At 67.3% G+C, this 25,181-nt stretch carries 28 protein-coding genes; 14 read left to right on the top strand and 14 right to left on the bottom strand.

Features of this window, described 5'->3' with window-relative positions; all coding sequences use genetic code 11:
- The first annotated feature begins 1 nt into the window (after nt 1).
- A complete protein-coding gene (locus AC5P6A_RS00140; RefSeq protein WP_164144371.1) occupies nt 2-1,366 on the top strand; it encodes an aldehyde dehydrogenase family protein in 1,365 nt (454 codons plus the stop codon).
- Between the two features lie 167 nt (nt 1,367-1,533).
- On the opposite strand, the gene AC5P6A_RS00135 is transcribed toward AC5P6A_RS00140, so the two are convergent.
- The 8 genes from AC5P6A_RS00135 to AC5P6A_RS00100 form a co-directional block, all read right to left on the bottom strand.
- Nucleotides 1,534-2,556: a magnesium and cobalt transport protein CorA gene (locus AC5P6A_RS00135; RefSeq protein WP_134734922.1), complete on the bottom strand. Its 1,023-nt coding sequence runs from the start codon at nt 2,554-2,556 to the stop codon at nt 1,534-1,536.
- Between the two features lie 6 nt (nt 2,557-2,562).
- Nucleotides 2,563-3,813, bottom strand: coding sequence for a lipoprotein N-acyltransferase Lnb domain-containing protein (locus AC5P6A_RS00130; RefSeq protein WP_019659044.1), 1,251 nt, complete (start codon nt 3,811-3,813; stop codon nt 2,563-2,565).
- Entirely contained in the window at nt 3,810-4,691 is an 882-nt protein-coding gene (locus tag AC5P6A_RS00125) for a CorC family transporter (protein ID WP_019659043.1), read from the bottom strand. The genes AC5P6A_RS00130 and AC5P6A_RS00125 overlap by 4 nt, the downstream gene beginning before the upstream one ends.
- A gap of 64 nt (nt 4,692-4,755) precedes the next feature.
- The gene (locus AC5P6A_RS00120; protein ID WP_021203565.1) at nt 4,756-5,343 is read right to left on the bottom strand and encodes a hypothetical protein; all 588 of its coding nucleotides are present in this window, start codon (nt 5,341-5,343) and stop codon (nt 4,756-4,758) included.
- Nucleotides 5,343-5,951 (bottom strand): hypothetical protein, encoded by a 609-nt coding sequence (locus AC5P6A_RS00115; RefSeq protein ID WP_111102039.1) that lies wholly within the window; start codon nt 5,949-5,951, stop codon nt 5,343-5,345. Before AC5P6A_RS00115 ends, AC5P6A_RS00120 begins: the two co-directional genes overlap by 1 nt.
- Before the next feature lie 78 nt (nt 5,952-6,029).
- The gene (locus tag AC5P6A_RS00110) at nt 6,030-6,635 is read right to left on the bottom strand and encodes a hypothetical protein (RefSeq protein WP_329841626.1); all 606 of its coding nucleotides are present in this window, start codon (nt 6,633-6,635) and stop codon (nt 6,030-6,032) included.
- Between the two features lie 47 nt (nt 6,636-6,682).
- Nucleotides 6,683-7,168: an rRNA maturation RNase YbeY gene (gene ybeY / locus AC5P6A_RS00105; RefSeq protein ID WP_019659039.1), complete on the bottom strand. Its 486-nt coding sequence runs from the start codon at nt 7,166-7,168 to the stop codon at nt 6,683-6,685.
- The gene (locus tag AC5P6A_RS00100) at nt 7,165-8,151 is read right to left on the bottom strand and encodes a PhoH family protein (RefSeq protein WP_019659038.1); all 987 of its coding nucleotides are present in this window, start codon (nt 8,149-8,151) and stop codon (nt 7,165-7,167) included. The genes ybeY and AC5P6A_RS00100 overlap by 4 nt, the downstream gene beginning before the upstream one ends.
- 441 nt (nt 8,152-8,592) lie before the next feature.
- Here AC5P6A_RS00100 and AC5P6A_RS00095 point away from each other — a divergent pair, with 441 nt between their 5' ends.
- Genes AC5P6A_RS00095 through AC5P6A_RS00085 form a run of 3 tightly spaced genes read left to right on the top strand, consistent with a single transcriptional unit; the run spans nt 8,593 to nt 11,605 of the window.
- Nucleotides 8,593-9,552: an HlyD family secretion protein gene (locus tag AC5P6A_RS00095; protein ID WP_495222192.1), complete on the top strand. Its 960-nt coding sequence runs from the start codon at nt 8,593-8,595 to the stop codon at nt 9,550-9,552.
- Between the two features lie 20 nt (nt 9,553-9,572).
- Nucleotides 9,573-10,496, top strand: coding sequence for an ABC transporter ATP-binding protein (locus AC5P6A_RS00090; RefSeq protein WP_346714703.1), 924 nt, complete (start codon nt 9,573-9,575; stop codon nt 10,494-10,496).
- Entirely contained in the window at nt 10,493-11,605 is a 1,113-nt protein-coding gene (locus AC5P6A_RS00085; RefSeq protein ID WP_346714704.1) for an ABC transporter permease, read from the top strand. Before AC5P6A_RS00090 ends, AC5P6A_RS00085 begins: the two co-directional genes overlap by 4 nt.
- Before the next feature lie 73 nt (nt 11,606-11,678).
- Here AC5P6A_RS00085 and miaB read toward each other — a convergent pair whose 3' ends face one another.
- Together miaB and AC5P6A_RS00075 are read right to left on the bottom strand one after the other, a co-directional pair.
- Nucleotides 11,679-13,097, bottom strand: a complete 1,419-nt coding sequence (miaB, locus tag AC5P6A_RS00080) for a tRNA (N6-isopentenyl adenosine(37)-C2)-methylthiotransferase MiaB (RefSeq protein WP_346714705.1) — start codon at nt 13,095-13,097, stop codon at nt 11,679-11,681.
- A 206-nt stretch (nt 13,098-13,303) separates the two neighbouring features.
- Nucleotides 13,304-13,924 carry a glutathione S-transferase family protein gene (locus AC5P6A_RS00075; RefSeq protein ID WP_058979542.1) on the bottom strand — a complete coding sequence of 207 codons (621 nt, stop codon included), beginning with the start codon at nt 13,922-13,924 and terminating at the stop codon, nt 13,304-13,306.
- 80 nt (nt 13,925-14,004) lie between these two features.
- On the opposite strand from AC5P6A_RS00075, the gene AC5P6A_RS00070 reads away from it, so the two are divergent.
- The 7 genes from AC5P6A_RS00070 (at nt 14,005) to AC5P6A_RS00040 (ending at nt 20,068) form a co-directional block, all read left to right on the top strand.
- Nucleotides 14,005-14,973 carry a helix-turn-helix transcriptional regulator gene (locus AC5P6A_RS00070; protein ID WP_346714706.1) on the top strand — a complete coding sequence of 323 codons (969 nt, stop codon included), beginning with the start codon at nt 14,005-14,007 and terminating at the stop codon, nt 14,971-14,973.
- A gap of 45 nt (nt 14,974-15,018) precedes the next feature.
- Entirely contained in the window at nt 15,019-15,939 is a 921-nt protein-coding gene (locus AC5P6A_RS00065; protein WP_171952236.1) for a lytic transglycosylase domain-containing protein, read from the top strand.
- A 201-nt stretch (nt 15,940-16,140) separates the two neighbouring features.
- Nucleotides 16,141-16,761 carry a ubiquinol-cytochrome c reductase iron-sulfur subunit gene (gene petA / locus AC5P6A_RS00060; RefSeq protein WP_004151998.1) on the top strand — a complete coding sequence of 207 codons (621 nt, stop codon included), beginning with the start codon at nt 16,141-16,143 and terminating at the stop codon, nt 16,759-16,761.
- Nucleotides 16,761-18,020 (top strand): cytochrome b, encoded by a 1,260-nt coding sequence (locus AC5P6A_RS00055; RefSeq protein ID WP_019659030.1) that lies wholly within the window; start codon nt 16,761-16,763, stop codon nt 18,018-18,020. Before petA ends, AC5P6A_RS00055 begins: the two co-directional genes overlap by 1 nt.
- Nucleotides 18,013-18,762 (top strand): cytochrome c1, encoded by a 750-nt coding sequence (locus AC5P6A_RS00050; RefSeq protein ID WP_058979545.1) that lies wholly within the window; start codon nt 18,013-18,015, stop codon nt 18,760-18,762. The genes AC5P6A_RS00055 and AC5P6A_RS00050 overlap by 8 nt, the downstream gene beginning before the upstream one ends.
- Before the next feature lie 134 nt (nt 18,763-18,896).
- Nucleotides 18,897-19,532: a glutathione S-transferase N-terminal domain-containing protein gene (locus tag AC5P6A_RS00045; RefSeq protein WP_021203577.1), complete on the top strand. Its 636-nt coding sequence runs from the start codon at nt 18,897-18,899 to the stop codon at nt 19,530-19,532.
- A gap of 83 nt (nt 19,533-19,615) precedes the next feature.
- Nucleotides 19,616-20,068 (top strand): ClpXP protease specificity-enhancing factor, encoded by a 453-nt coding sequence (locus AC5P6A_RS00040; RefSeq protein WP_019659028.1) that lies wholly within the window; start codon nt 19,616-19,618, stop codon nt 20,066-20,068.
- Nucleotides 20,069-20,114: 46 nt separating this feature from the next.
- Here the strand turns inward: AC5P6A_RS00040 and AC5P6A_RS00035 are convergent, their stop codons facing one another.
- From AC5P6A_RS00035 to AC5P6A_RS00020, 4 genes are all read right to left on the bottom strand, one after another.
- Nucleotides 20,115-20,465, bottom strand: a complete 351-nt coding sequence (locus AC5P6A_RS00035) for a DUF3301 domain-containing protein (RefSeq protein ID WP_049423257.1) — start codon at nt 20,463-20,465, stop codon at nt 20,115-20,117.
- Nucleotides 20,466-20,532: 67 nt separating this feature from the next.
- Nucleotides 20,533-21,534, bottom strand: coding sequence for a DUF2272 domain-containing protein (locus tag AC5P6A_RS00030; RefSeq protein ID WP_019659026.1), 1,002 nt, complete (start codon nt 21,532-21,534; stop codon nt 20,533-20,535).
- A gap of 175 nt (nt 21,535-21,709) precedes the next feature.
- Entirely contained in the window at nt 21,710-22,561 is an 852-nt protein-coding gene (gene nadC, locus AC5P6A_RS00025; protein WP_346714707.1) for a carboxylating nicotinate-nucleotide diphosphorylase, read from the bottom strand.
- A complete protein-coding gene (locus tag AC5P6A_RS00020; RefSeq protein ID WP_019659024.1) occupies nt 22,558-22,827 on the bottom strand; it encodes a Trm112 family protein in 270 nt (89 codons plus the stop codon). The genes nadC and AC5P6A_RS00020 overlap by 4 nt, the downstream gene beginning before the upstream one ends.
- Nucleotides 22,828-22,885: 58 nt before the next feature.
- Here AC5P6A_RS00020 and purE point away from each other — a divergent pair, with 58 nt between their 5' ends.
- The 3 genes from purE (at nt 22,886) to AC5P6A_RS00005 (ending at nt 25,001) form a co-directional block, all read left to right on the top strand.
- A complete protein-coding gene (gene purE, locus AC5P6A_RS00015) occupies nt 22,886-23,389 on the top strand; it encodes a 5-(carboxyamino)imidazole ribonucleotide mutase (protein WP_005412808.1) in 504 nt (167 codons plus the stop codon).
- Nucleotides 23,386-24,534, top strand: a complete 1,149-nt coding sequence (locus AC5P6A_RS00010; protein WP_346714708.1) for a 5-(carboxyamino)imidazole ribonucleotide synthase — start codon at nt 23,386-23,388, stop codon at nt 24,532-24,534. Before purE ends, AC5P6A_RS00010 begins: the two co-directional genes overlap by 4 nt.
- Nucleotides 24,535-24,659: 125 nt before the next feature.
- Nucleotides 24,660-25,001, top strand: a complete 342-nt coding sequence (locus tag AC5P6A_RS00005) for a carboxymuconolactone decarboxylase family protein (RefSeq protein WP_019659022.1) — start codon at nt 24,660-24,662, stop codon at nt 24,999-25,001.
- Nucleotides 25,002-25,181 lie beyond the last annotated feature (180 nt).

The raw sequence follows: 25,181 nt of genomic DNA, 5'->3' as shown, positions 1-25,181 counted from the left end.
CATGACCGTCGAGATCGTCGACCCGGCCACCGGCCAGGTGACCTACCGCCATGAACTGATGGGCGCTGCCGACATCGAGCAGCGCCTGCAGGCCGCCGCCGATGCCTTCCCCGGCTGGGCCGAGCGTTCACTGCAGGAACGCGGCGTGATCCTGCGCCAGATCGCGGCGCAGCTGCGCACGCGCCGCGACGACCTGCAGCAGGCGATGACCCACGAGATGGGCAAGCTCAAGGCCGAGGCGCTGGCCGAGGTCGACAAGTGCGCGGCGGCCTGCGAGTACTACGCCGACCACGCCGCCGACTATCTCAAGCCGCAGCTGATCGATACCGAAGCCCAGCGCAGCTACGTGCGCTACGAGCCGATCGGCTGCGTGTTCGCGGTGATGCCGTGGAATTTCCCGATCTGGCAGGTGTTCCGCTTCCTCGCCCCGGCGTTCATGGCTGGCAACGTCGCCCTGCTCAAGCACGCCAGCAACGTGCCGCAGTGCGCCGACCTGATCCTGGCGGTGTGCCGTGACGGCGGCCTGCCTGATGGCGTGTTCGACGTGCTGCACATCGACAACGACCAGGCCGCCGATGTGCTGCGCGACGCACGGGTGAAGGCGGTGACGCTGACCGGCAGCGAGCGGGCAGGGCGCTCGATCGCCTCCAATGCCGGCAGCCAGCTGAAGAAGTCGGTGATGGAGCTGGGTGGCAGCGATGCCTTCGTGGTGCTCGACGATGCCGACCTCGACAAGACCGTGGCCGCAGCGGTGAAGTCGCGCTTCGACAACAGCGGCCAGACCTGCATCGCGGCCAAGCGCTTCATCGTGGTCGAGGCGGTGGCCGATGAGTTCACCCGTCGCTTTGTGGAGGCGGCGGGCGAGCGCCAGTACGGCGATCCCGATAAGCCTGGCACCACGCTGGCACCGATGGCTCGCGCCGACCTGCGTGACGAACTGCACAAGCAGGTGCAGGCCAGCGTGGCCAAGGGCGCGCAGGTGCTGATCGGTGGTGAGCCGATAGCCGGCACCCATGCCGGCTATCCGGCCACGGTGCTCGACCAGGTCGGCCCGGGCATGCCGGCGTATGACGAGGAGCTGTTCGGGCCGGTGGCCGCGGTGATCCGGGTCAAGGATGAGGCCGAGGCACTGCGCGTGGCCAACGACACCCGCTTCGGCCTGGGCGGCAGCGTGTGGACCGGCGATCCGGTACGCGGCGAGCGCTTCGCGCAGCGCATGGAATGCGGTGCGGCGTTCGTCAACGCCATCGTCAAGAGCGACGCGCGGCTGCCGTTCGGCGGCAGCAAGCAGTCAGGCTTTGGTCGGGAGCTGGCTGACCATGGCATCCATGAGTTCATGAACATCAAGACGGTCTACGTGGCTTGATCCCGAGCGGTAGTGCCGGTCGCTGGCCCGCATTGCCCTGATTGCCGGCCAACGGCCGGCACTACCAGAAGCGGGTCATGTGCCACCACCAACGGTCGGGGCCTACCGGATTGCGGGGTATCGACGCCCCCCGTGCATGGTGGGTATCGACCGTTGGTCGATACGCGCTACAACCACTTCGCGCGCTTGAACAGCCGGTACAGCCCTACGCAGACGCCGCCCACGCCAACGATCATCAGTGGGTAGGCCCACGGTTGGCTCAGCTCCGGCATGTGGCTGAAGTTCATGCCGTACCAGCTGGTGATCAGCGTCGGCGCCGCCAAGAGTGCGGCCCACGCACCCAGCCGCTTGACCGTCTCGCCCTGCGCCAGTGTCACCAGCGAAAGGTTCACGCTCAGCGCGGTGCCCAGCATCTCACGCAGGGTGTCGATCACATCGCTGATGCGCACCGCATGGTCATGCACGTCACGCACGTACAGCTTCACTTCGTCCGGGATCAGTTCGCCCTGGTAGCGGCGCAGCTGCGCAAGCACGTCCTGCAGTGGCGCCACTGCCATGCGCATCTTGTTCAGTTCGCGCTTGAGCTCGTACAGGCGCACCACGGTGCTGCGCTTGTAATTCTCGGCGAAGATGTCCTTCTCCAGCAGGTCCAGGGTATCGCGGAAGCGGTGCACGATCGGCAGGTAGTTGTCGACCACGAAGTCGGTCACCGCATACAGGCAGTACGACGGGCCCATTTTCAGCAGCTGCGGCTCGCGCTCGACGCGTGCGCGCACTGGCGCGTAGGACAGCGAGGCGCCGTGGCGCACCGTCACCAGGAAGCGCGGGCCGAGGAAGGCATGGGTTTCGCCATACTGGATGCGCTCGTCGACCATCTGCGCGGTGGTCACCACCACGAACAGCGAATTGCCGTAGGCCTCGACCTTGGGCCGCTGGTGTGCGTTGCGCGCGTCTTCGATGGCCAGGTCGTGCAGGCAGAATTCTTCCTGCAGTTTCAGCAGCACATCGTCGTTGGGATCGTACAGGCCGACCCACACGAAGCCATTGCCACTGGCGATGACATCGCTGATGGCGTCCAGGCTGATGTCGTGGCGTTTGCCCTCGTCATCGTAGTGGACGCAGTTGATGACGCAGGTAGGGTTGGCCGAAGCCGGGGCGGAAGCGGAGGCGGGCAATGACATGCCCGCCATCGTGCGTCAGGGCCGTGTTTCGGACAAGTGAGGACGGCGCCCCAGCACCCACGCCAGGGCCGCGTGCACCGGCAGCAGCAGCACGATCCACTGCACGTTGTACTGGGCCTGCAGGCTCAGCCAGTGCAGCACCAGTGCGGCCACCGCCTGTACCGCCAGCAGCCACAACATGATGCTGAACATGCGTCCCGGCAGGCGCCGGCGCAGCAGCGCGATCGCACCGGGCAGCAGCAGCACGGCCAGCGGCGAAAGCAGCAGCAGGTTGCGGTTTGCCCACGCGGCGTAGTGGATGCTGAAGCCCCACAGGAACACCAGCACGCCACCCAACAGAGCGCACAGCAGCCAGAACGGCAGTGCCAGCCCGGCCAGCAGGCGCGGGCGGTTGCGCAGCGCCAGCACGCCAGCGGCGATCACCAGGCCGCACAGCAGCCACGGCCACCAGCGGCGTGCGAACTCCTTCGGCTCCGGATCGATGCGGTGCGGCAACAGTTCCTGTTCGGCCTGCACCAGCGGCCGGCCATCGCTGTTGCGTGCCTGGCGCAGGGCATCGGCCAGGCGCATCGGGACGAACGCTTCCTGCCAGCGCGACAGCGGCTGGTCGGCGAACGGCCCCAGGCCCACATCGAAGCCCAGCCACATCCAGGGTGCCGGCGAGGCCAGACGGACCGATTCACTGCGATAGGTGTTGCCACGCGAGCGCCCCGACAGCTGCGACTGCAGGCCACCACCCAACGCCTTGTCGAGGGTGTCGCGCACCATCGTGGCGCAATTGGCGGTGTAATAGTCGTAGTGGTAGCGCGCGTTTTCCGGCTTGGCCCGCTCGGCCAGGTCAGCGGCCAGCGCACGCGCCTGGTCCGGGCGCAGGTCCAGCCATTGCACGCTGGCACCGCGGCCGGTCTCGTCGTAGTACGACAGGTCCTGTTGCAGCGGCAGCGCCACCAGGTAATACATCATGTCGCCACGTGCGAAGCGGCTGATGAAATCGTCCTCGGAGGGGTCGAAGTAGCCGAAGTTGTACGAGGTTGCGTCGCCGCTGAGCGGATCGACCACCACGATGGCGTCATGGCCGAAGCGTTCGAAGAACACCGTGCCCGGCTGCATGGTCACCACGCCGATGCGCGGAGCAGGGGCTTCAGCGCTGGCCGCTGGCACGGCAGGTGTGGCCGGCGCCGGCTGCGCGAAGGCGGCCAGCGGCAGGGCCATGGCCAACACGTAGAGTGTCAGCCACACCATGAGGATCAGGCCGCGGCGCTTCAAGCGTCGTCCTGCGCGTCCGGCGGCAGCACGGTCACGTGGAAGGCCTGTACCCGGCGCGCATCGGCGCGGGCCACGCGGAACATGAAGCGGTCCAGTGCCAGCTCATCGCCGACTTCCGGCAGATGGCCCACGGCCTCGGTGACCAGGCCACCGATCGTGTCGTAATCCTCGTCGGAGAACATTGCGCCGAAACGCTCGTTGAAGTCGCCGATCGGGGTCAGCGCGTCGACCACGTACTGTCCGTCGGACTGGATGGCGATCTGCGCCGACGGGTCCTCGGCCTCGTCATGCTCGTCGTCGATCTCGCCGACGATCTGTTCCAGCACGTCCTCGATGGTGACCAGGCCGGCGACACCGCCGTACTCGTCGACCACGATGGCCATGTGGTTGCGCGACAGGCGGAACTCCTTCAGCAGCACGTTGAGCTTCTTCGCCTCCGGAATCAGCACTGCCGGGCGCAGCAGCTCGCGTACGTTGGCCGGGCCGTTGTCGGCGACCACGCCGCGCAGCAGGTCCTTGGCCAGCAGGATGCCAAGGATGTCGTCCTTGTTCTCGCCGTGTACCGGGAAGCGTGAATGGCCGGATTCGACCACCTGCTTCATCAGTTCCAGGAAGGGCGCTTCAACCGGCAGCGAGACCATCTGCGAGCGCGAGATCATCACGTCGCCCACGGTCAGCTCGGCCACCGAAATGGCGCCTTCCATCATCTTCAGGGTATCGGCGGCGATCAGGCCTTCTTCCTGCGCGGTGTGCAGGACAGCGACCAGCTCGTCGCGGGTATGGGGTTCGCCGGAGAAGGCGGAGGTCAGGCGTTCAAGCCAGCCGCGCTTCTTTTCACTGTGCTCCGCAGGGGAGCTACTACTGTCGTCTTCTGACATCTCTGGAAAAAAGGCACCCGGCAGGCCGGGCGTTGACCCAAGTCTAGCAGGATGTGACGGCCTGTCAGTGACTGCCGGTGGCCGGGGCTGGGGCGGCCGCGGCCGGCTCCTCCTCGGGCAGGTCCAGGCTGTAGGTGCAGCCGGCCAGGGTCTTGCCCGGGTGGGAGGCCACGGTGGAGACGCTGAGGATGATCGACTCGATCTGGGCCTCGCCGGTCTTCGGGTCGGTCACGTCGCGGCTGACCAGCTCGCGGCCGGCCATGAACTTGCCGTCCTGGTCGTAGCCGGTCTCCAATTCCAGCCGTTTGGCCAGCGGGCGTGGGTCGGCCTGGTCGAGGACGGCCATGACGCTGGCGCCGGCCACCGCCACCCGATCGGTCTGTTGGCCGAAGACGGTGATCGGGCTGGCCAGCCGGAACTCGCTCATGAACTGGTTGCCCTGCGGCAGCGGCTGCAGGCCCTGGGCCACGGCCTTCAGCGGATCGGCCAGCAGCGGCGCCAGCGCGGCCTGCTCGGCCACGCCCTGGCGGCATTCGATCAGGGCCGGCAGGTCGACGCTGGAAGCGAAGGCGGATGGGACCGCAAGGGCACACAGCAGGGGCAGGCAGCAGCGCAGTGACACGGGCGGTTTCCGCAGGCGAAGGGCACCCATCATAGCTCCGGTGAGCGCCTGAACAGCCCGATGAGAAGGCGCAGGAAACCGGTCATCGCCCGCCGCACGACCATCAGTGAGAGGGTAAACACGACCGCGAGCATGGTGATCTGCATCGATTGCCCCGCGATGCGCACCACCGCCGGCCACAGGCCCGGGCTGGTCAGCCAGGGCAACATTTCCGATGCGGCTGTCCTGGCCACTTTCACGTAGATCACGGCCAGCACGAACAGCACCAGCAACGAGGTGCGGCTCGCATGGAAGAACGGAAGCGCGTTGACCGGCCTGCCAAGCCGCTGCTGCAGCAGCGTTCGCCACAGCACCGGCAGGGTCAAGGCACCGACCAGTACCAGCACCATCGACGTTTCCCACAGCCCGGGCAGGTGGACGGGTTCTGCTCTACCCGTGAGGTGTGGGCCGATCATGCCGGTCGCCAGCCCGGCCAGCAGGCACAAGGGCGAGAGCAGGGCCAGGCTGCGCAGCAGCCACTGCCTGCCGCTGGGGTCGCGGGCGCTGATGCGGCGCACGGTGTACGCGCCCAGCACCAGCAGGCCTGCGAACAGGCCCGCACTCATTGCAATCGCCGTGAAGCTGTTTCCCGAGGTCATCCTTGGTTTCCTTGTGCCGCCATGCCAGGCGGCAAACAATTGCGCAGCGCGCGGACCGGCACCTGCAGCCCGGCTGGGTCAGGGCGATCGGCGCTGCGATGCCGCCGGGTACCAGCGCAGCCTGACCGGGTAGCCCAGCAGCGCCTGCAGGTGGTCGCGCACGGTCGCCGCCGTTGCGCGCGCGCCAGCGGTATCCCGGAGTTCCAGCTCCAGTTCACCGGTCATGACGTCCAGGCCATAGCCGGTCAGACCGGGCAGCTGCGGGATGAACCAGCCCTGCTGCGCCTGAAGACGGCGCTGCATCTCCGCTTCGGTCACTGAAGCGCCGATGATATAGCGCACGCGTTGCGGGCCGTCCGCCCCTGGATGGGTCTCATCCGCCTCGGAGGCTGGGCCAGTCAATCGCACGACGACGGTCCAACCCGTCGCATTGTCCACCCACATGCCGGCCAGGCGTGCCGCGTGGCGCGCCCTCAAGCGTTCCATCAATGCGTGCTGCTGCGCCTCGGCGACCGCCTGGCGGGCCGTCTGTTGGCTGACGTCAAAGAAGGCCTGCACCTCGGCGACTTTGGCGGCAATGTCGGCCGCGCTGTCGCTGGCCGGGAACGGCGACGGTCGTTCCCGGTCGGGGTCGATGCCCGGGGCAGTGGTTACCTGCAGAAGAGCGGCGATGAGTGCGGGCAACAGCGCGATGGGGTTGTCCTCCGTGATGAACCCGGTGTGCGTGGTCGTCAGCGCTCGCCGGCGTAGGGATCGGCGATGCCGAGCTCGGCCAGGATGTCGCGCTCCAGCTGTTCCATCGCCTCGGCTTCCTTGTCGTCCTCGTGGTCCCAGCCAAGCAGGTGCAGCACGCCGTGCACGGTCAGGTGCGCGTAATGGGCGTTGAGCGCCTTGCCCTGTTCGTCGGCTTCGCGGGCCACCACCGGTGCGCAGATCACCAGGTCGCCGAGCAGTGGAAACTTGACGCCCTTGGGCAGGCCTTCGGGCACTTCGGCCGGGAAGCTGAGCACGTTGGTGGCGTAGTCCTTGCCACGGTAATGGCGGTTCAGCGACTGGCCTTCCTTGGCATCGACCACGCGGATGGCCAGATCGGCCTCGCGGATGCGGCCCTTCAACGCAGCGGCCACCCACTTGCGAAAGCTCACGGCCGCCGGCAGGCCGGCACGCGGCAGGGCATAACTGACGGCGACGTCCAGTCGCACGGGACCACGGGTCATGGCGTCGCTCCAGGCTGGATCTGATGCAGGTCGCGGCGGTCGTAGGCGCTGACGATGCGCGCGACCAGCGGGTGGCGGACCACGTCGCGGGATTCGAAGAAGGTGAAGCTGACGCCCTCGACTTCACGCAGCACATCGATGGCGTCGCGCAGACCGGATTTCACGTGCTTGGGCAGGTCGGTCTGGGTCAGGTCACCGGTGACCACCGCGGTGGAGCCGTAGCCCAGGCGGGTCAGGAACATCTTCATCTGTTCGATGGTGGTGTTCTGTGCTTCGTCCAGGATCACGAATGCATCGTTGAGCGTGCGGCCGCGCATGTAGGCCAGCGGCGCGATCTCGATGACGTTTTTCTCCAGCAGCTTGACCACCTTCTCCACGCCCATCATCTCGTACAGGGCGTCGTACAACGGTCGCAGGTAGGGATCGACCTTCTGGCTCAGGTCGCCTGGAAGGAAGCCCAGCTTCTCGCCGGCTTCCACCGCCGGGCGCACCAGGATCAGGCGCTGCACCCGCGATTCGTTCAGTGCTTCGACCGCGCTGGCCACGGCCAGGAAGGTCTTGCCGGTACCGGCCGGGCCGATGCCGAAGTTGATGTCGTGGGTGGCGATCTGGTGCAGGTAGCGGGACTGATTGGCGCCACGGCCACGTACCGTACCGCGCTTGACCTTGATCGCGACCTCCTGCGCTTCGTAGGAGCGTTCGGCGATCTGCTCGACATTGGCCTGCGCCAGGCGCAGATGGATGGCGTGGTTGTCGAAGACGGTCTCGCCGGCTTCGGCGTACAGCGCTTCAACCAGCTTCTGCGCCTCCACGATGGCTTCATTGGGCCCGCTGATGCGGAACACGAAGCCACGGTTTGCGATCTCCACGCCGAGCTTCAGCTCGATCTGGCGCAGGTGCCCGTCGAAGGGGCCGCACAGGTTGGCCAATCGCTCGTTGTCTTCCGGCGACAGGGTGAAGTCTCGATGATCGATGCTTTTCATTGCTTGGGGTGGGGCGGGTTCGCCGTCCACCGCGATGGACTTGGGATGACAAGGTTACGCGCGTACCGGGCATGCGGCCAGCAGCAGGCCGATACGCGGTTTTCCACACCCGGTGTGGACGGGGGGCGCGAAAACCTGTGGATAGGCCTTCGCAGTGCTTGTGCCACAAGGCGTATGAGGCGGTGGTGAAAAAACCGTCACAGCCGGCCGGCTCCTGTGACGGCAGCGCATCTTCCGCTGCCAGGCACCCAGTACGGCCGCCCCCGTTCGGTTCTCCACACCAGCTGTGGAATGATGCTGAATCAAGCTGTGGATAGGTGGAGAGGAGCCTTGCAGCAAAAGGCTCGCCCGTACGTGGCGAAAAAACCGTCAGGGCTGATCGGAATCATTGAGGGTGCACGGGGCAGCTGGCACCGTGTCGCCGTCGCAGGAGGGGATGGTATGGGCATCGGCAACGGGATGCGTGGACTCGGGCTGGCGGCCATCGGCCTGCTGGCAGGCTGTGGGCAGTCAACGCCAACGGCGCTGGGCACACTGGAGTGGGACCGGATCACGGTGCCGGCGCCGGCGGCCGAGGTGATCGCCACGTTGGAGGTGCGCGAGGGCCAGCGGGTCAAGGCCGGGGCCGTGCTGATGCAGCTCGACCCCGCCCGCGGCGACGCGCAGTTCGCGGTGGCGCAGGCCGACACGGCGCGCGCGCAGGCCCAGCTGGAAGAGCTGAAGCTCGGCCCGCGGCAGGAACAGATCGCACAGGCCCAGGCACAACTGGCCGCGTTGCGCGCGCAGTCTGCTGAAGCCACTGCCTACTATCGGCGCGTGCAACCATTGGCACGCCAGCGCCTGATCGCCGCCGCCGAGCTGGACCGTGCACGGGCGGCCGCCGGCAATGCCGCGGCCAGCGTGCGTGCCGCCGAGCAGGCCTGGCTGGAACGGGTGCACGGCAGTCGCGCGCAGGACATCGCCCAGGGCCAGGCGGCCGCCGACGCCGCACAGGCGCAGCAGGTGGTGCAGGGCGTCAACCTGCAGAAGCTGCAGCTGCGCGCACCGCGCGATGGCGTGATCGATGCCTTGCCGTACCGGCAGGGTGACCAGGCACCGATCGGGGCGCCACTGGCGGTGCTGCTGGTTGGCGAGCGCCCCTATGCGCGCGTCTACCTGCCGCAGCCGCTGCGCCTGCAGGTCAAGGTCGGTCAGCCGGCACAGATACAGCTGGAGGGAGGGGGCACCACCGTACTGAAGGGCCATGTGCGCGCGATCCGCAGCGAGCCTTCTTTCACCCCGTACTACGCACTGACCGGCGATGACGTCGAGCGCCTGAGCTACCTCGCCGAGATCGAAGTGGATGAAGGCAGCGACATGCAGACGCTTCCGGCCGGGCTGCCGGTGCAGGTGCGCTTCTGAACACCGGTGCGGACATCGCAGTGCATGCGCAGGGCCTGACCCGCCGCTTCGGCGATCTGCTGGCCGTGGACAAGGTCGACCTGACCGTGCCCCGTGGCCAGGTCTATGGTTTCCTGGGCCCGAACGGGTCGGGCAAGTCGACCACCATCCGCATGCTGTGCGGCCTGCTGGAACCCAGTGCGGGGCAGATCGAGGTGCTGGGCCTGGCGGTTCCCGAGCAGGCCGAAGCACTGCGCCGGCGCATCGGCTACATGACCCAGCGCTTCTCGCTGTACGAAGACCTATCGGTACGCGAGAACCTGGAATTCCTCGCCGCCATTCAGGGCCTGCCGCGCAACCAGGCCCGGCAACGGGTCGATGCGCTGCTGCAGCGGTACCGGTTGCAGGACCGGCAGCCGCAGCTGGCCGGTACGCTCAGCGGCGGGCAGAAGCAGCGCCTGGCCCTGGCCGGCGCCGTGGTGCATTCGCCCGAACTGCTGTTCCTGGACGAGCCGACCAGCGCGGTCGACCCGGAGTCACGCCGCGACTTCTGGGAGGCCCTGTTTGAACTTGCCGACGCCGGTACCACCGTGCTGGTCTCGACCCACTACATGGACGAGGCCGAGCGCTGCCACCGCCTGGCGATCCTTGATCGTGGCGCGCTGGTGGCCGACGGCACCCCGGCCGAACTGTGCGCACGGCTGGAAGGGCGCACGCTGCAGGTCACCGCGTCGCAGCCGCGCCTGGCCAGCCGCGCACTGGCCGATCTGCCCGGCGTGCTCAGCGTGGCGCAGATCGGCACCCATCTGCGCGTGCTGTGCAATGAGGGAGCGGCGGACATCGCAGTGCTGGGCCGTGCGCTGGCCAGTGCTGACCCGCAGGCCAGCATCGAGAAGGTGGCACCGAACCTGGAAGACGTGTTCGTGGCCGCCACCCGTGGTCGTGGCCGGGAGCCGGCGGAATGAACCTGCGCAGGCTGTGGGCGATCATGCTCAAGGAACTGCGGCAGCTACGGCGCGACCGCATCACGCTGGCGATGATCGTCGGCATCCCGGTGATGCAGCTGCTGCTGTTCGGCTATGCGATCAATCTCAACCTGCGTCACCTCGACGCCGGTGTCGCCGATCAGGCCAACAGTGCCGCCTCGCGCGCGCTGGTGCAGGACATGGTCGCCACCGGCGTGATCACGCCGCGCAGCGAGGCGTACACGCCCGACCAACTGATGCAGGCGCTGCGCCGTGGCGAGATCAGTGTCGGCATCGTGGTGCCGGCCGACTTCGAGCGTCGCCGCTTCGACGGTCGCGAAGCAGTGCAGGTGCTGGTCGATGGCAGCGACACCGTGGTGCAGAGTGCGGCGATCCAGCTGGCGCAGGTGCCACTGGATACGCGCCCGACCAGCAATACGCGGCCGCTGCGCGAAGGCAGCATTGCCGGTGGCCAGGTCAGCGTGACCAGTTTCTACAACCCGCAACGGCGCTCGGCGGTGAACATCGTGCCCGGCCTGATCGGGGTGATCCTGACCATGACCCTGGTGATGTTCACGGCGGTGGCGGTGGTGCGCGAGCGCGAGCGCGGCAACATGGAACTGCTGATCGCCACGCCGGTATCGCGCAGCGAACTGATGGTCGGCAAGGTGCTGCCCTATGCAGCGATCGGTCTGCTGCAGACCACGCTGGTGCTGGTGCTGGGCACCTGGCTGTTCCAGGTGCCGATTCGCGGCAGCCTGCTCGACATCTACCTGGCCGCGGTGCTGCTGGTGCTGGCCAACCTGGCGCTGGGCCTGCTGATCTCCACGCGCGCGCGTTCGCAGTTCCAGGCGATGCAGATGACCCTGTTCCTGTTCCTGCCGTCGATCCTGCTGTCGGGCTTCATGTTCCCGTTCGCCGGCATGCCGCGGCCGGTGCAGTGGCTGGCCGAAGTGCTGCCGCTGACCCACTTCCTGCGCCTGGTGCGCGGCATCATGCTGCGCGGCGCCTCGCTGTGGGAGCTGTGGCACGACGCACTGGCGCTGCTGGCCTTCATCGTGGTGATGATGACCCTGGCGATCCTGCGTTTCCGCAAGCGCCTGGATTGAGGCCTGTCATTCGGTAGTGCCGGCCGCTGGCCGGCATCATTTCCGGTAGGTGCCGACCGTTGGTCGGCACACCTTATTCCGCCACCACGCGCCCGCGCAGCGAATTGGTCAGCGCTTCGGTGATCACCACATCCACGAACTGCCCGATCAGGCGCGCCGGCGCCGGGAAGTTCACCGAACGCATGTTCTCGGTCTTGCCGGTCAGTTCGTTCGGATTCTTGCGCGACGGCCCTTCCACCAGCACGGTCTGCACGGTACCGACCATCTTCTCCGAGATGCTGGCGGCGTGCGCATTGATGCGCTCCTGCAGCCGCGACAGGCGAGCGTGCTTCTCGGCATCGCTGATCGTGTCCTCCAGATCGGCCGCTGGCGTGCCCGGGCGGCGCGAATAGATGAAGGAGAAGCTGTGGTCGAAGCCGATGTCCTCGATCAGCTTCATGGTCTTCTCGAAGTCGGCATCGGTCTCGCCGGGGAAGCCGACGATGAAGTCCGAGCTGATCGAGATGTCCGGGCGCACCGCGCGCAGCTTGCGGATCTTCGACTTGAATTCCAGTGCGGTGTAACCACGCTTCATCGCCGACAGCACGCGGTCGCTGCCGGCCTGCACCGGCAGGTGCAGGAAGTTGGCCAGCTGCGGCACGTCGCGGAACGCATCGATCAGCGAATCGCTGAACTCCAGCGGATGCGAGGTGGTGAAGCGGATGCGGCCAACGCCGTCGATCTCGGCGATGGTACGGATCAGCAGGCCAAGGTCGGCGAATTCGCCGTCCCCATAAGGCCCTCGGTAGGCATTGACGTTCTGGCCGAGCAGGTTGATCTCGCGCACGCCCTGTGCGGCCAGCTGCGCCACTTCCACCACCACGTCCTCGAACGGGCGGCTGACTTCGGTGCCGCGGGTGTAGGGCACCACGCAGAACGAGCAGTACTTGGAACAGCCTTCCATGATCGACACGAATGCCGAGGGACCTTCGGCGCGCGGCTCGGGCAGGCGGTCGAACTTCTCGATCTCGGGGAAGCTGATGTCCACCTGCGGGCGCTTCTGCTCGCGGCGTGCGCGGATCAGTTCCGGCAGGCGGTGCAGGGTCTGCGGGCCGAACACCAGGTCAACGAACGGCGCGCGCTTGATGATCGCCTCGCCTTCCTGCGAGGCCACGCAGCCGCCCACGCCGATGATGACCTCGCGGCCCTTGTTCTTCAGGCCCTTCCACACGCCCAGCTGGCTGAACACCTTCTCCTGCGCCTTCTCGCGGATGGAGCAGGTGTTGACCAGGATGACGTCGGCGTCGTCCGGGCTGTCGGTCAGTTCCAGGCCATCGCTGGCGGCAAGTACGTCGGCCATCTTGGCCGAGTCGTACTCGTTCATCTGGCAGCCGTGGGTCTTGATGTACAGCTTGCCCTTGACCTGGTCAGGCTTGCGCGGACCAGCGGGCAGGGCAACGAGCGGGGTACCGCCCGGCGTGACGGGCGGAAAGACGTCTGGCGTCCCGGTCATGGCGCTTAATCCATTCGGGTGGCGGGAAAGCGGGCAATTCTACCCGCATCCCGCGCCAGCCGCCGCGCCCTTGTAGAGCCGAGCCCACGCTCGGCTGCTCTTCCCGCTTCCCATGGGGCAGCCTGGCATGGCCTGGCTCTACTGAAGCCAGCCGAGCGTGGGCTCGGCTCTACAAGGAAAGCCGGCCGGCGCTGCTCCGGCGCTGCTTATGCCGCTGCCAGCTCCGCATCGATCTGCCGCGAACGGTCGAAGGCGGTCATCGCGCTCATCCGCGCAATGTAATCAGCCGTGGCCGGCGCAGGCTGCACCAGGCCGAAGGCCGTGGTCCAGGCCAGCGCATTGCCCCACAGCACATCGGCGGCACTCATCGTCCCGCCGAGCAGGTAGGGACCCTGTGCCAGCTGGGCCTCGACCACCTGCAGCACGGTGTCCGCATCGTTGTACGGTGACATCAGGCGCGGCGGTGGCTCGCGGTGCATCGCCTTGTCGATCATCGCTGGCTCGAAGCAGGCGCCGTAGAAGGCCATCCAGCGAAGGTAGGGCCCGCGCAGGGCGTCGCCGATCGGCGGTGCCAGCCCGGCTTCCGGATACAGGTCGGCCAGGTACAGATAAATGGCGACCTGCTCGGTCACCAGTGCGCCGTTGTGGACGATGGCCGGCACCTTGCCCATCGGGTTGATGGCCAGATAGGCCGGAGCCAGGTTGGCGCCGGCTTTCAGGTCCAGCACCTGCATGCGGTAGTCGGCACCCAGCGCTTCGAGCAGAGCCACGGCGCCGCTCGAGCGGGATCGGGCGGCGTGATACAGGGTGATCTGGCGTGAGGTCATGGCATTGCTCCTTGCGGTGGGTGGTGAACTGGAAGCCATCCTGGGGCACTATTGCGGACGACTTCTGTCCTCGATTCTTCATGCGCCATACCGCCCATCGACTGCTGCGCCTGATCGCCCTGCTGCAGGCCCGCCGCCAGTGGTCCGGGGCTGAGCTGGCCGAGCGCATGGGCGTGGACCGGCGCAGCATCCGCCGTGATATCGAGCGCCTGCGCGAGCTGGGCTACCCGGTCCACGCCTCGTCAAGGGTGGGCGGCGGCTACCAGCTCGGGGCGGGGGCGCCGGTATTGCCGATGCTGCTGGACGAGGAGGAGGCAACCACCCTGGCCATCGCCCTGCGTGCCGCGTCTGCGACCGTCGCCGGCATCGACGACACTGCGCGGGGCTTGTTGTCCAAGCTCGACCCGCTGGTGCCGACCCGCCGCCGCCGGCAGGCCGGGGAGGTGCATGCGGCGACGGCCACCCTGGCCGACCTTCCGTCCACCGACGCACGCCTGCTCGGACGGCTGGCCCAGCACTGTCGGCAGGCGTCGCGGCTGGCCTTCGAATACCGCAGTGCTCAGGACGCGGTCACCCAGCGCGAGGTCGAGGCCCAGCACCTGGTCAATTACGGGCGGCGCTGGTATCTGCTTGCCTGGGACCTGGGGCGGCAGGACTGGCGCACTCTGCGCGTGGACCGCATGGGTGCCGTACGTGAGTGCTCCGAGCCGGGCCTGCACCGGCGCACGCCAGCCCCTCCGGACGTGATGGTGCGGCAGGCGGTCAGCCAGGCGCCGTTCGCACTGCAGGCCATCGTCCGCCTGGCCGGCAGCCGCACCGAGCTGGAAGGGCGCATCCCACCGTGGTGTGGTGTGCTGGAGGCTGATGGTGCCGGCCATTGCCTGTTGCGCATGGGCGCCGAGAGCCGCGGCATGATGCTGGCGCAGATCCTCAGCCTGGACCGGGTGCCGGTGGCGTTGTGGACCACACCGCCGGGCCTGCGCGATGAGCTGGCACAGCGTTTGGCCGGATTGGGCCAGGTGCTGGCTGTGCCGCCGGTCACAGGCTGAGCCACGTCGCTTGGCAAGCCCCGGCGAAGCTGGGACACTCGCGGGATGAAGGGGATACTGGGGACAACGGCGATCATCATCGCTGCGCTGACCGCTGCGCCGGCCAGCGCCGGCACCCTGTACAAGTGCCAGGGCGCCGACGGGGTCACCAGCTACGTGAGCAAGCGAGTGGCCGGCGCGCGCTGCAGCAGCATCAGCTACAGCCGCGATACCCGGCCGGCACCGCGCCCTGTGGTGGTCGCGCCGAAGCCTGCGCCGACCACCGTGGCCAGCATCGAACGCAATCCGGTCGCCGTGGCGGCCAGCGCCGCTGCGCCCACTGCGGTCGCGTCGACGCCTGCTGCCCCCGCGCCTGCTGCGGCACCGACGGCCTCGCGGGCCGGGCGGATGGTCAGCGGCCAGGTCTATTCCTTCATGAAGGATGGGGTGCGCCACTACACCAGTGCGCGGCCAACCCAGGTCGCCAACCTCGGCCCGGTGCGTACCATCCGCTACAGTTTCATGGAGCGCTGTTATGCCTGTGGCGTCAACCCACGCGTGGACTTCGGTTCGGTGCGCTTGAACACCACCGCGTTCCAGACCGAGATCACCTCGGCCGCACGCGAGTTCGGCGTCGAAGAAGCCGTGGTGCGCGCCATCATCCACGCCGAGTCGGCCTACAACCCGACCGCGCTCAGCCGCGCCGGCGCGCAGGGCCTGATGCAGCTGATGCCGCCGACCGCGGCCCGCTTCGGGGTCAGCGATTCCTATGATGCCGGGCAGAACATCCGCGGTGGCGTGCAGTATCTTGCGTGGTTGCTGAAGCGCTTCAATGGCGACCTGACCCTGGCTGCGGCCGGCTACAACGCCGGCGAGGGCGCGGTCGACCGCCACGGTGGCGTGCCGCCCTACAGCGAGACGCAGTACTACGTGCGCCGGGTCGGGCAGCTGGCCGAGCGTTACCGCACCGCATTGAGCAAGCAGTAGCGCCAGGCCATGCCTGGCGAGCGAAGCGGCAAGCAGCCGGTAGTGCCGGTCGCTGGCCGGCAACCCAAAAATCAATGTTGTTGCAATGCGTTGTGTGGCGCGCGACGGTTCCGCTACACTCGACCGCGATTCAATGCGGCTCTGGCCCCCACCGGATCCGCTGGCAGCCTTAAAGCTACCTAATCAATATCGGAGTGCCGGATGGCCAACGATGGGGTACACGATCCAGTCAACACCGGACGTCGGCGTTTTCTTTCTGCCACCACAGCCGTGGTGGGCGCCGTCGGCGTCGGATTCACCGCCGTTCCTTTCATCAAGTCCTGGAACCCCAGTGCCCGCGCCAAGCTTGCCGGCGCACCGGTGGTGGCCGATATCAGCGCCCTGCAGGAAGGCCAACGCCTGATCGTGGAATGGCGTGGCCAGCCGATCTGGATCGTCAAGCGGTCCAAGGCCATCCTCGATGCGCTGCATGGGCTGGACGGCCGTCTCAAGGACCCCGAGTCCGGCGAGAAGGACCAGCAGCCGGACTACGTGCTGAAGCAGAACCCCGAACTGCGCTCGATCAAGCCGGACATCTCCGTACTGGTCGGCCTGTGCACGCACCTGGGCTGCTCGCCGGAAATGGTCGCCGAAATCCGGCCTGAGCCCTACGACCCGCAGTGGAAGGGCGGCTACTTCTGCCCCTGCCACAAGTCGCGCTTCGACATGTCCGGACGCGTCTTCAAGGACGTGCCGGCGCCGATCAACCTGAAGGTGCCCGCGCACCATTACCAGGACGACAACACCATCATCATCGGTGTCGATCCGCAGGGGGCTGCCTGATGGCCAATATCCTCAGCCGTACCGCCAGCGGCGTGGCCGACTGGGTCAATGCCCGCGCGCCGGGCCTGATGCCGGTCTATCGCAAGCATGTGAGCGAGTACTACGCGCCGAAGAACTTCAACATCTGGTACTACTTCGGTTCGCTGGCGCTGCTGGTGCTGGTCAACCAGATCGTCACCGGCATCTTCCTGACGATGCACTACAAGACCAGCGCCGCCGAGGCGTTCGGCTCCATCGAGTACATCATGCGGGACGTGGAGTGGGGCTGGCTGATCCGCTACATGCACTCCACGGGTGCCTCGCTGTTCTTCATCGTGGTCTACCTGCACATGTTCCGTGGCCTGCTGTACGGCAGTTACCAGAAGCCACGCGAGCTGGTGTGGATCCTCGGCATGCTGATCTACCTGGTGTTGATGGCCGAAGCCTTCATGGGCTACGTGCTGCCGTGGGGCCAGATGTCGTTCTGGGGCGCTAAGGTGATCATCTCGCTGTTCGGTGCCATACCGGTGATCGGCAACGGCCTGACCGAGTGGATCATGGGCGATTACCTGCCCAGTGACGCCACGCTCAACCGCTTCTTCGCGCTGCATGTCATCGCCTTGCCACTGGTGCTGTTGCTGCTGGTGGTACTGCACCTGGGCGCGCTGCACGAAGTGGGTTCGAACAACCCCGATGGCGTGGAGATCAAGAAGGGGCCGAAGGGCAACCGCTGGTCGCCGAACGCTCCGGCCGACGGTATTCCGTTCCACCCGTACTACACGCTCAAGGATGGTGTAGGCGCCGGCTTCCTGCTGATCATCGCCGCCTTCATCATCTTCTTCGCGCCTGGTTTCGGCGGCCTGTTCCTGGAGCACGACAACTTCACCGAGGCCAACCGCCTGGTCACCCCGGAGCACATCAAGCCGGTCTGGTACTACACGCCGTACTACGCGATGTTGCGCGTGGTGCCGAACAAGCTCGGTGGCGTGCTGGTGATGTTCTCGGCCATCGCGATCCTGTTCCTGGTGCCGTGGCTGGACAAGGCGAAGGTGAAATCGGTGCGCTACCGCGGCTGGATCTCGAGGGTGATGCTGGGCGTGCTGGCGGTGTGCTTCGTGTGGCTGGGCGTGATCGGCTCCGGCCCGGGCACCGACGTGCATGAAACCTACATCGGGCGGGTGCTGACCTTCCTGTACTTCGCCTTCTTCATCACCATGCCGCTATGGACACGGTTGGACAAGACCAAGCCGGTACCGGAGAGGGTGACCACGCATGACTGAGCGCTGGATGGTCCGGCTGGCCCTGGCGGCCACCCTGATGCTGGGCAGTTTCCTGGCCTCCGCCGCCGAGGGCGGCACCAAGCTGCTGCAGGCAGGCAACGATCTGGGTGACCGCGCCTCGCTGCAGCGCGGCGCACAGTTGTACATGAACTACTGCTCCGGCTGCCATGCGCTGAAGTACCTGCGCTATTCGCGGATGGCGCAGGACCTGGGCCTGACCGAGGAAGAGGTGATGAACAACCTCAACTTCACCGGCTCGGCGATCGGCGACCCGATCCCGGTGGCGATGCCCAAGGAGAACGCGGAGAAGTGGTTCGGCAAGATGCCGCCGGATCTCAGCCTGATCGCGCGCGTGCGCGGCAGCGACTGGGTCTACACCTACCTCAAGTCGTTCTACCTGGACAGCAGCCGGCCGCTGGGCTGGAACAACGCGCTGTTCGCCAACGCCTCCATGCCGAACCCGCTGTGGGAGATGCAGGGCCTGCAGCACGCCGTGCATGGCAAGGCCGAAGGCCCCGGCATGGACCCGCCGGTGACCGGCCTGAAGATTGAAACGCCGGGATCGGTCGATGCCGGGCAGTACGACCAGGCGGTGCGCGACATCACCAACTTCCTCGAATACGCCGGCGAGCCGGCCGCGCTCAAGCGCCAGCAGCTGGGCGTGTGGGTGATCCTGTTCCTGGCCCTGCTGACCTTCCTGCTGTACCTGCTGAAGAAGGAATACTGGAAGGACGTCCACTGATTCGGCCGCCGGCCATCGCACGGGCCTATTGGCTTTTGTGATGGTCGGTTGCACACTCGGCGAGGAGTCGACCGTCGGCACGGTGCCGGCGGCGCCGATGCGGCAGGCGGTCTCCTGTCGTGGGAGAGCCTTTGATGGCGGCGAGCGTACGCATGCGCAATACACTGACGCTGTTTTCCTCGAACGACGATGTGCTGTGCCACCGGGTGCGCCTGGTCCTGGCGGCCAAGGGCGTCACCTTCGACTTCGTTCCGGTCGATCCGCAGAACCCGCCCGAAGACCTGATCGATCTCAATCCGTACCACTCGGTGCCGACCCTGGTGGAGCGCGAGCTGGTGCTCTACGCCGCGTCGGTGGTGAGCGAGTACCTGGACGAGCGCTACCCGCATCCGCCGCTGATGCCGGTCGATCCGCTGTCGCGTGCGCGCATCCGTCTGGCGATGCTGCGCATCGAGCACGACTGGGTGCCGCAGGTGCAGGCCATCCAGCTGGGCAACAAGACCCAGGCCGAGGCCGGGCGCAAGCGCCTGAAGGAACTGCTGACCGCCTCGCTGCCGCTGTTCAAGGCCAGCAAGTTCTTCCTCAACCCGGAAATGAGCCTGGCCGACTGCGCCATGGCCCCGATCATCTGGCGGCTGCAATCGCTGGATGTGCCACTTCCGAAGGATGGCAAGGCGATTGAGGACTACGGTAACCGCATCTTCCGCCACCCCGGTTTCGTCCGCAGCCTGACCGAGCAGGAAAAGAAGCTGCGCGACCTGCCGGCCTGATCCGGCCCGCGTTACCCGTCTGCACGCCGACCGGCGTGCAGGCGATCCGCCCCGGCGGGGCGCCGGGCGCGTACACTTCACGCATGACCGAAGACTTCTTCCACATGACCAGCCACCGCCCGTACCTGCTGCGGGCGCTGGTGGAATGGATCAACGACAACCAGCTGACCCCGCACATCCTGGTCGACGCCGGCGTTCCCGGCGTGCAGGTGCCGCCTTCGGCGGTCAAGGATGGCCGGGTCGTGCTCAACATCGCCGAACGCGCCGTCGTACGGCTGATGATCGACAACGAGATGGTGAGCTTCTCGGCGCGCTTCTCCGGTACCAGCTACCCGGTGCAGGTGCCGATCAGCGCCGTGCTGGCGGTCTATGCCCGCGAGACCGGGCAGGGCATGGCGCTGCCGGATGATATCCCGGGCAGCGAAACCGCGCCGACCAGCGACGAACTGCTGCACGAGGAAGGCACGCCGCCGGACGATACGCCGCCAGCCAGCCCGCCGCCGAAGGGGCGGCCGAACCTGCGCGTGGTCAAGTAACCAAGTAACGGTGGGTGCCGACCGTTGGTCGGCACGCCTTCAGCCCTTACACATCCTCGGCATCCTCCGCATCCGGCCGGATCTGGCTGATCCGCGCCGCGCCGGGGCCGGTGAACGAGATCAACTGGTCGCCACGCAGCACCATGCGACCCACGTGGCGATCGATGCCATCGTAGGAATACTCGAACTTGAAGGTGCGCTCGAACCCAAGCCGGCCATCCTCGCCGCGCGACAGGCGCAGGCCGGTGGCGTGCACCGCCTGATCCAGCCATTGCACATCAGCTGCGCGGCAGGCATTGCGGCCCAATTCAACGGCGCGCTCTGCGGCCGAGCGTGCCGCGTTCCAGAAGAAGTAGATGATTCCGCCGGCAATCAGCAACAGCAGCAGGGTAGGCATGGCGTCAGCCGTCAGAGGTCGATCCCGCAAAGATGGCGGCGAACGCGCGCTGGATCAAGCGCCGCACTCACCGCCGCGGCTGCGGTTCGCTGGACACCGGCTGCGCGGGCACGATGATCGGTTGCGGTGCCGGAGTGTGCTGCATCGGCGTCGCAGTGGGCGAGGGCATCACCAGCGGTGAGGTTGCAGTCAGCTGCAGCAGGGCTGCCCAGTCCTGGCGGTTGAAGCTGCATTCGTCCTCGCGCCCTGGCGTGCAGCTCGGGTCGATGCCGGTGCTGTTGCGTTCGCGCGCCGGTGGCAGCTTGATCAGCCCGGTGCGGTCCAGCGGCAGCAGCCGCATCGCTACGGTGTTCATCACGTTGCCACCGACCAGGTACAGGGTCTGGTCGCCCCCCAGGTTGGCGGCCACCACCACTTCGCAATGCGACTTCCAGTGGCCCACCGAGCCGTTGCCCAGCGCCTGCACCAGCCCGCTGTAGCTGAGCGTGGTGCTGCGGTCGCGCAGGAAGCACAGCAGGTCGCCCGGCGCGGGTTTGGCGGTGGCCGGGTCGACCAGCCGGTACGGCACGCCCGAGGGGCCGCCCTGGTATGCGGCACGGATGTAGTCGATGTGGCGAGGCGAGGTATTGAAGCCAGGAACGCCGGACTGCACCATTACCCAGGAGATGAACGCGGCCGACCACGGGTTGTCGATCAGGAACGCGCGGCAGTCACTGTCGGTGTAGCGCGTGCCCAGCGGTGCCAGGCAGCTGCTGGCGCCGGCGATGCTGCCCATCGCGTTGAGCGTGCCGCTGTTTCGCCAGTAGCCAGCCACGCGCTGCCAGGCGATCAGTCCGTTGTCGGCCAGGTGATCGCTTTCGGCCTCGGTGACGCTGAGGCTGGCGGCACGGCCTTCACGATCGATGAAGGGCCGGTACCAGAGCCGGTGCTCATTGCAGGCGGTGTTGCGGATGGCCACCGCCAACGGACTCAGGCCGAAGCGGGGCGGAACATCGCAGGCTTCGGCGGCCGCTGCGGACAACGGTGCCGCGGCCAGCAGCAGGCAGGCAGGCAAGAGCATCCGGCGCATGCACGGCTCCTGTGGGGGATGCCGGCAGCGTCGCAGAGGCGGCCGTAGCCGAGCCGTGAAGGCGTTCCGGTCGTGCAGAGCCGAGCCCACGCCCGGCTCATCGCGCAAAGCGGGTGCAGGGCGCGCCGCAGATCGAGAAGCAGCCGAGCGTAGGCTCGACAACGTCCCGCAGGCCTCAAGCCGGCGGCGGGCCCAGCTTCAGCGACAGATCGATGGCCTGCACATGCTTGGTCAGCCCGCCGATGGAGATGCAGTCCACGCCGTCTTCGGCGATCGAACGCAGGCCGCCCAGGCCGACGCTGCCGGAGACTTCCAGTGGAATGCGGCCGGCCGTGATGCGTACGGCTTCGCGACGCAGGTCGGGGCTGAAGTCGTCCAGCAGGATGCGTTCGCACCCGGCTTCCAACGCCTGGCGCAGCTGCGCCAGGTCTTCGACCTCCACCACCAGCGGCAGCGCAGGCCACTGCCGGCGTGCGGCGGCCACCGCTGCGGCCAGCGAACCGGCGGCACGGATATGGTTCTCCTTCAGCATCACCGTGTCGTACAGGCCGAAGCGGTGGTTCTCGCCACCGCCGCAGCGCACCGCGTACTTCTGCGCCAGGCGCAGGCCGGGCAGGGTCTTGCGGGTGTCGAGGATGCGCGTGCCGGTACCGGCCACTGCCGCTACGTAGCGGGCGGTGGTGGTGGCGGTGCCGGACAGCGTCTGCAGGAAATTCAGAGAGGTGCGCTCGGCACTGACCAGACTGCGGCTGCGCCCGTGCAGCAGGGCCAGCACGGTGCCGGCAGTGACCGGGTCACCTTCGGAGACACGCCATTCGATGCGCACCTCCGGGTCGAGTGCGCGGTGGGTGGCGTCGAACCAGGGGCGACCGGCGATCACTCCGTCCTGCTTGCACAGCAGGTAAGCGCTGTCGGCCTGGTCGGGCAGCAGCGCAGCGGTGACGTCGCCGCTGCCCAGGTCCTCGGACAGCGCACGCGCGACATCGGCGGCGACAACGGCCGCGTCCGGCGTCGGCAGCGCGCTCATGCGGCCGGGAAGTCGGCGATCTGGGCGGTGGGAATGGCTTCCTCGGCCAGCAGCACCGGAATGCCATCGTCCACGCGGAAGACCTGCTTGCGGTCGCGGGTGACCAGTGCCTCGCGCAGCGGCTGCGCCAGCGGGTTGCCATCGGCCTTGGTCACCGCGCCGGCGGAAATGGCCTTGTTGAGGGCTTCCAGGCCCTTGCCATCCAGCAGGGACAGGGGCTGGCGGGTGTCCGGCGACACCAGCAGGTCGAGCAGCTTGCGATCCATGGTTCTTCGTCTTGCGTGGAAGATGGCTAGAATACGTCTTTAAGGCAGGTGACGGCCAATGACCCCCAACCCGATCGCGCCGCTTGTCGGCATCGTCATGGGTTCCCGTTCCGACTGGGAAACCATGCAGCACGCCGCCCAGAAGCTTGAAGCCCTGGGTGTTCCGTTCGAAGTGAAGGTGGTGTCCGCGCATCGGACGCCGGATGTGTTGTTCAGTTACGCCGAGCAGGCGGGCCCGCGTGGCCTGCGGGCCATCATCGCCGGTGCAGGCGGGGCCGCGCACCTGCCGGGCATGATCGCTGCCAAGACCGCCGTGCCGGTGCTGGGTGTGCCGGTGCAGTCCAAGGCCCTCAACGGCATGGATTCGCTGCTGTCGATCGTGCAGATGCCGGCCGGTATCCCGGTCGCCACCTTTGCCATCGGCAACGCCGGCGCCTCCAACGCCGCGCTGTTCGCCGCTGCGATGCTGGCCAGCGACCAGCCGGCGATCGGCCAGGCGCTCGATGCCTTCCGTGCACGCCAGACCGAAGACGTGATGGCCCACGACGATCCGCGCCAATGAGTCTGACCGTCGGCATCCTGGGCGGCGGCCAGCTCGCCCGCATGATGGTCCTGGCCGGTGCGCCGCTGGGGCTGCGCTTCGAACTGTATGACCCGGCCGCTGATGCCTGCAGCGGCCCGCTGGCGCCGCTCACCGTGGGCGCCTTCGATGACCGCCAGGCCCTGGCGGACTTCGCTGCCAAGGTCGATGTGGTCACCTTCGATTTCGAGAATGTGCCGGCCGACAGTGCGCAGTGGCTGGCCGACCGCGTGCCGGTCTACCCGCCGCCGTCGGCGCTGGCTGTCGCACAGGACCGGCTCAGCGAGAAGACCCTGTTCCAGCAGCTGGGCATTCCGCTGCCGGCCTTCGCCGATATCCGCAGCCGCGACGAACTGGCCGCCAAGGCCGCCGAATTCGGCCTGCCGTGCATCCTCAAGACCCGTCGCCTCGGCTATGACGGCAAGGGCCAGTTCCGCCTGCGCAACGAGGCCGACATCGATGCCGCGTGGGATGCGCTGGGTGCACAGGTCGAGCGTACCGGCCTGATCCTGGAAGGCTTCGTGGCCTTCCAGCGCGAAGTCAGCGTGGTTGCCGTGCGTGGCCGCGATGGCAGCTTCGAGGCCTGGCCGGTCACCGGCAACTGGCATGTCGACGGCGTGCTGTCGGCCAGCGTGGCCCCGGCCGTGCTGGCCGACACCGAGCAGCAGGCCGCGATCGGCTATGCCCGCCGCGTTGCCGAGCACCTGCAGTACGTCGGCGTGTTCGCGCTGGAGCTGTTCTGCCGCGATGGCGAACTGCTGGCCAACGAGATGGCGCCGCGCGTGCACAACTCCGGCCACTGGACCATCGAAGGCAGCGAAACCTCGCAGTTCGAGAATCACCTGCGCGCCGTGCTGGGCCTGCCGCTGGGCAGCACCCGCATGCTGGGTCACGCCTGCATGCTGAACTGGCTGGGCGTGATGCCCGACCCGGCACCGGTACTGGCCCAGGCCAGCGGCCACTGGCACGACTACGGCAAGGAGCCGCGCGAGGGCCGCAAGGTCGGCCACGCCACGTTGCGCGACGATGATGCCGCTGCATTGGCCGATGCGCTGGATCAGGTTGGCCTGGAACTGGACCGCCAGGCCCAGGTGGCGCCGGCGGTACACGCGCTGCGCAATCGCTGAGCCCGGGCGTGCCGGCCAATGGCCGGCACAACCTTGTATGCCTGCAACGGTGTGGCGCGCCGGTGCAGGCATCGGCGCACCATTGCCGGTGGTAGCGTGGAGCTCCTTTCACAGGAGTCACGACCATGCTCGACTGGAATGCCTACCGCAAGGAACTGAAGGGCCGTATCGGCGAGATCGGCAAGCTCTCGCCGGACACGGTCAAGGGCTACGCGACCCTGGCCAATGCCGGCGCCCAGACCAACCATCTGGATGCCAAGACCCGCGAACTGATCGCGCTGGCAGTGGCGGTGACCACCCGCTGCGATGGCTGCATCACCGTACATGTGGATGCAGCGCTGAAGCATGGCGCCAGCCGCGAGGAAATCGCTGAGGCACTGGGCGTGGCGGTGTCGCTCAATGCAGGCGCCGCGCTGGTGTATTCGGCACGGGTGATGGACGCGGTGGCCGCGCACGAGAACGCGTGAAGCGTGATCTGTAGAGCCGAGCCCATGCTCGGCTGGCCGGACAGCAGCCGAGCATGGGCTTGTATGTTCCTCCCGGCTCCTACGCGGTATGTAGGAGCCAGGGTGGAGGGACCGTCAACATGATATCTGCGGATAGCAGCCGACAGACGAGCCGAGCGATCCCCATCCCGCACCTTAACG

Source organism: Stenotrophomonas sp. YJH_SMC_20 (assembly GCF_059367845.1).
Note: the sequence above shows the minus strand (reverse complement) of the source record. Positions and strands in the feature narration are given on the sequence as shown.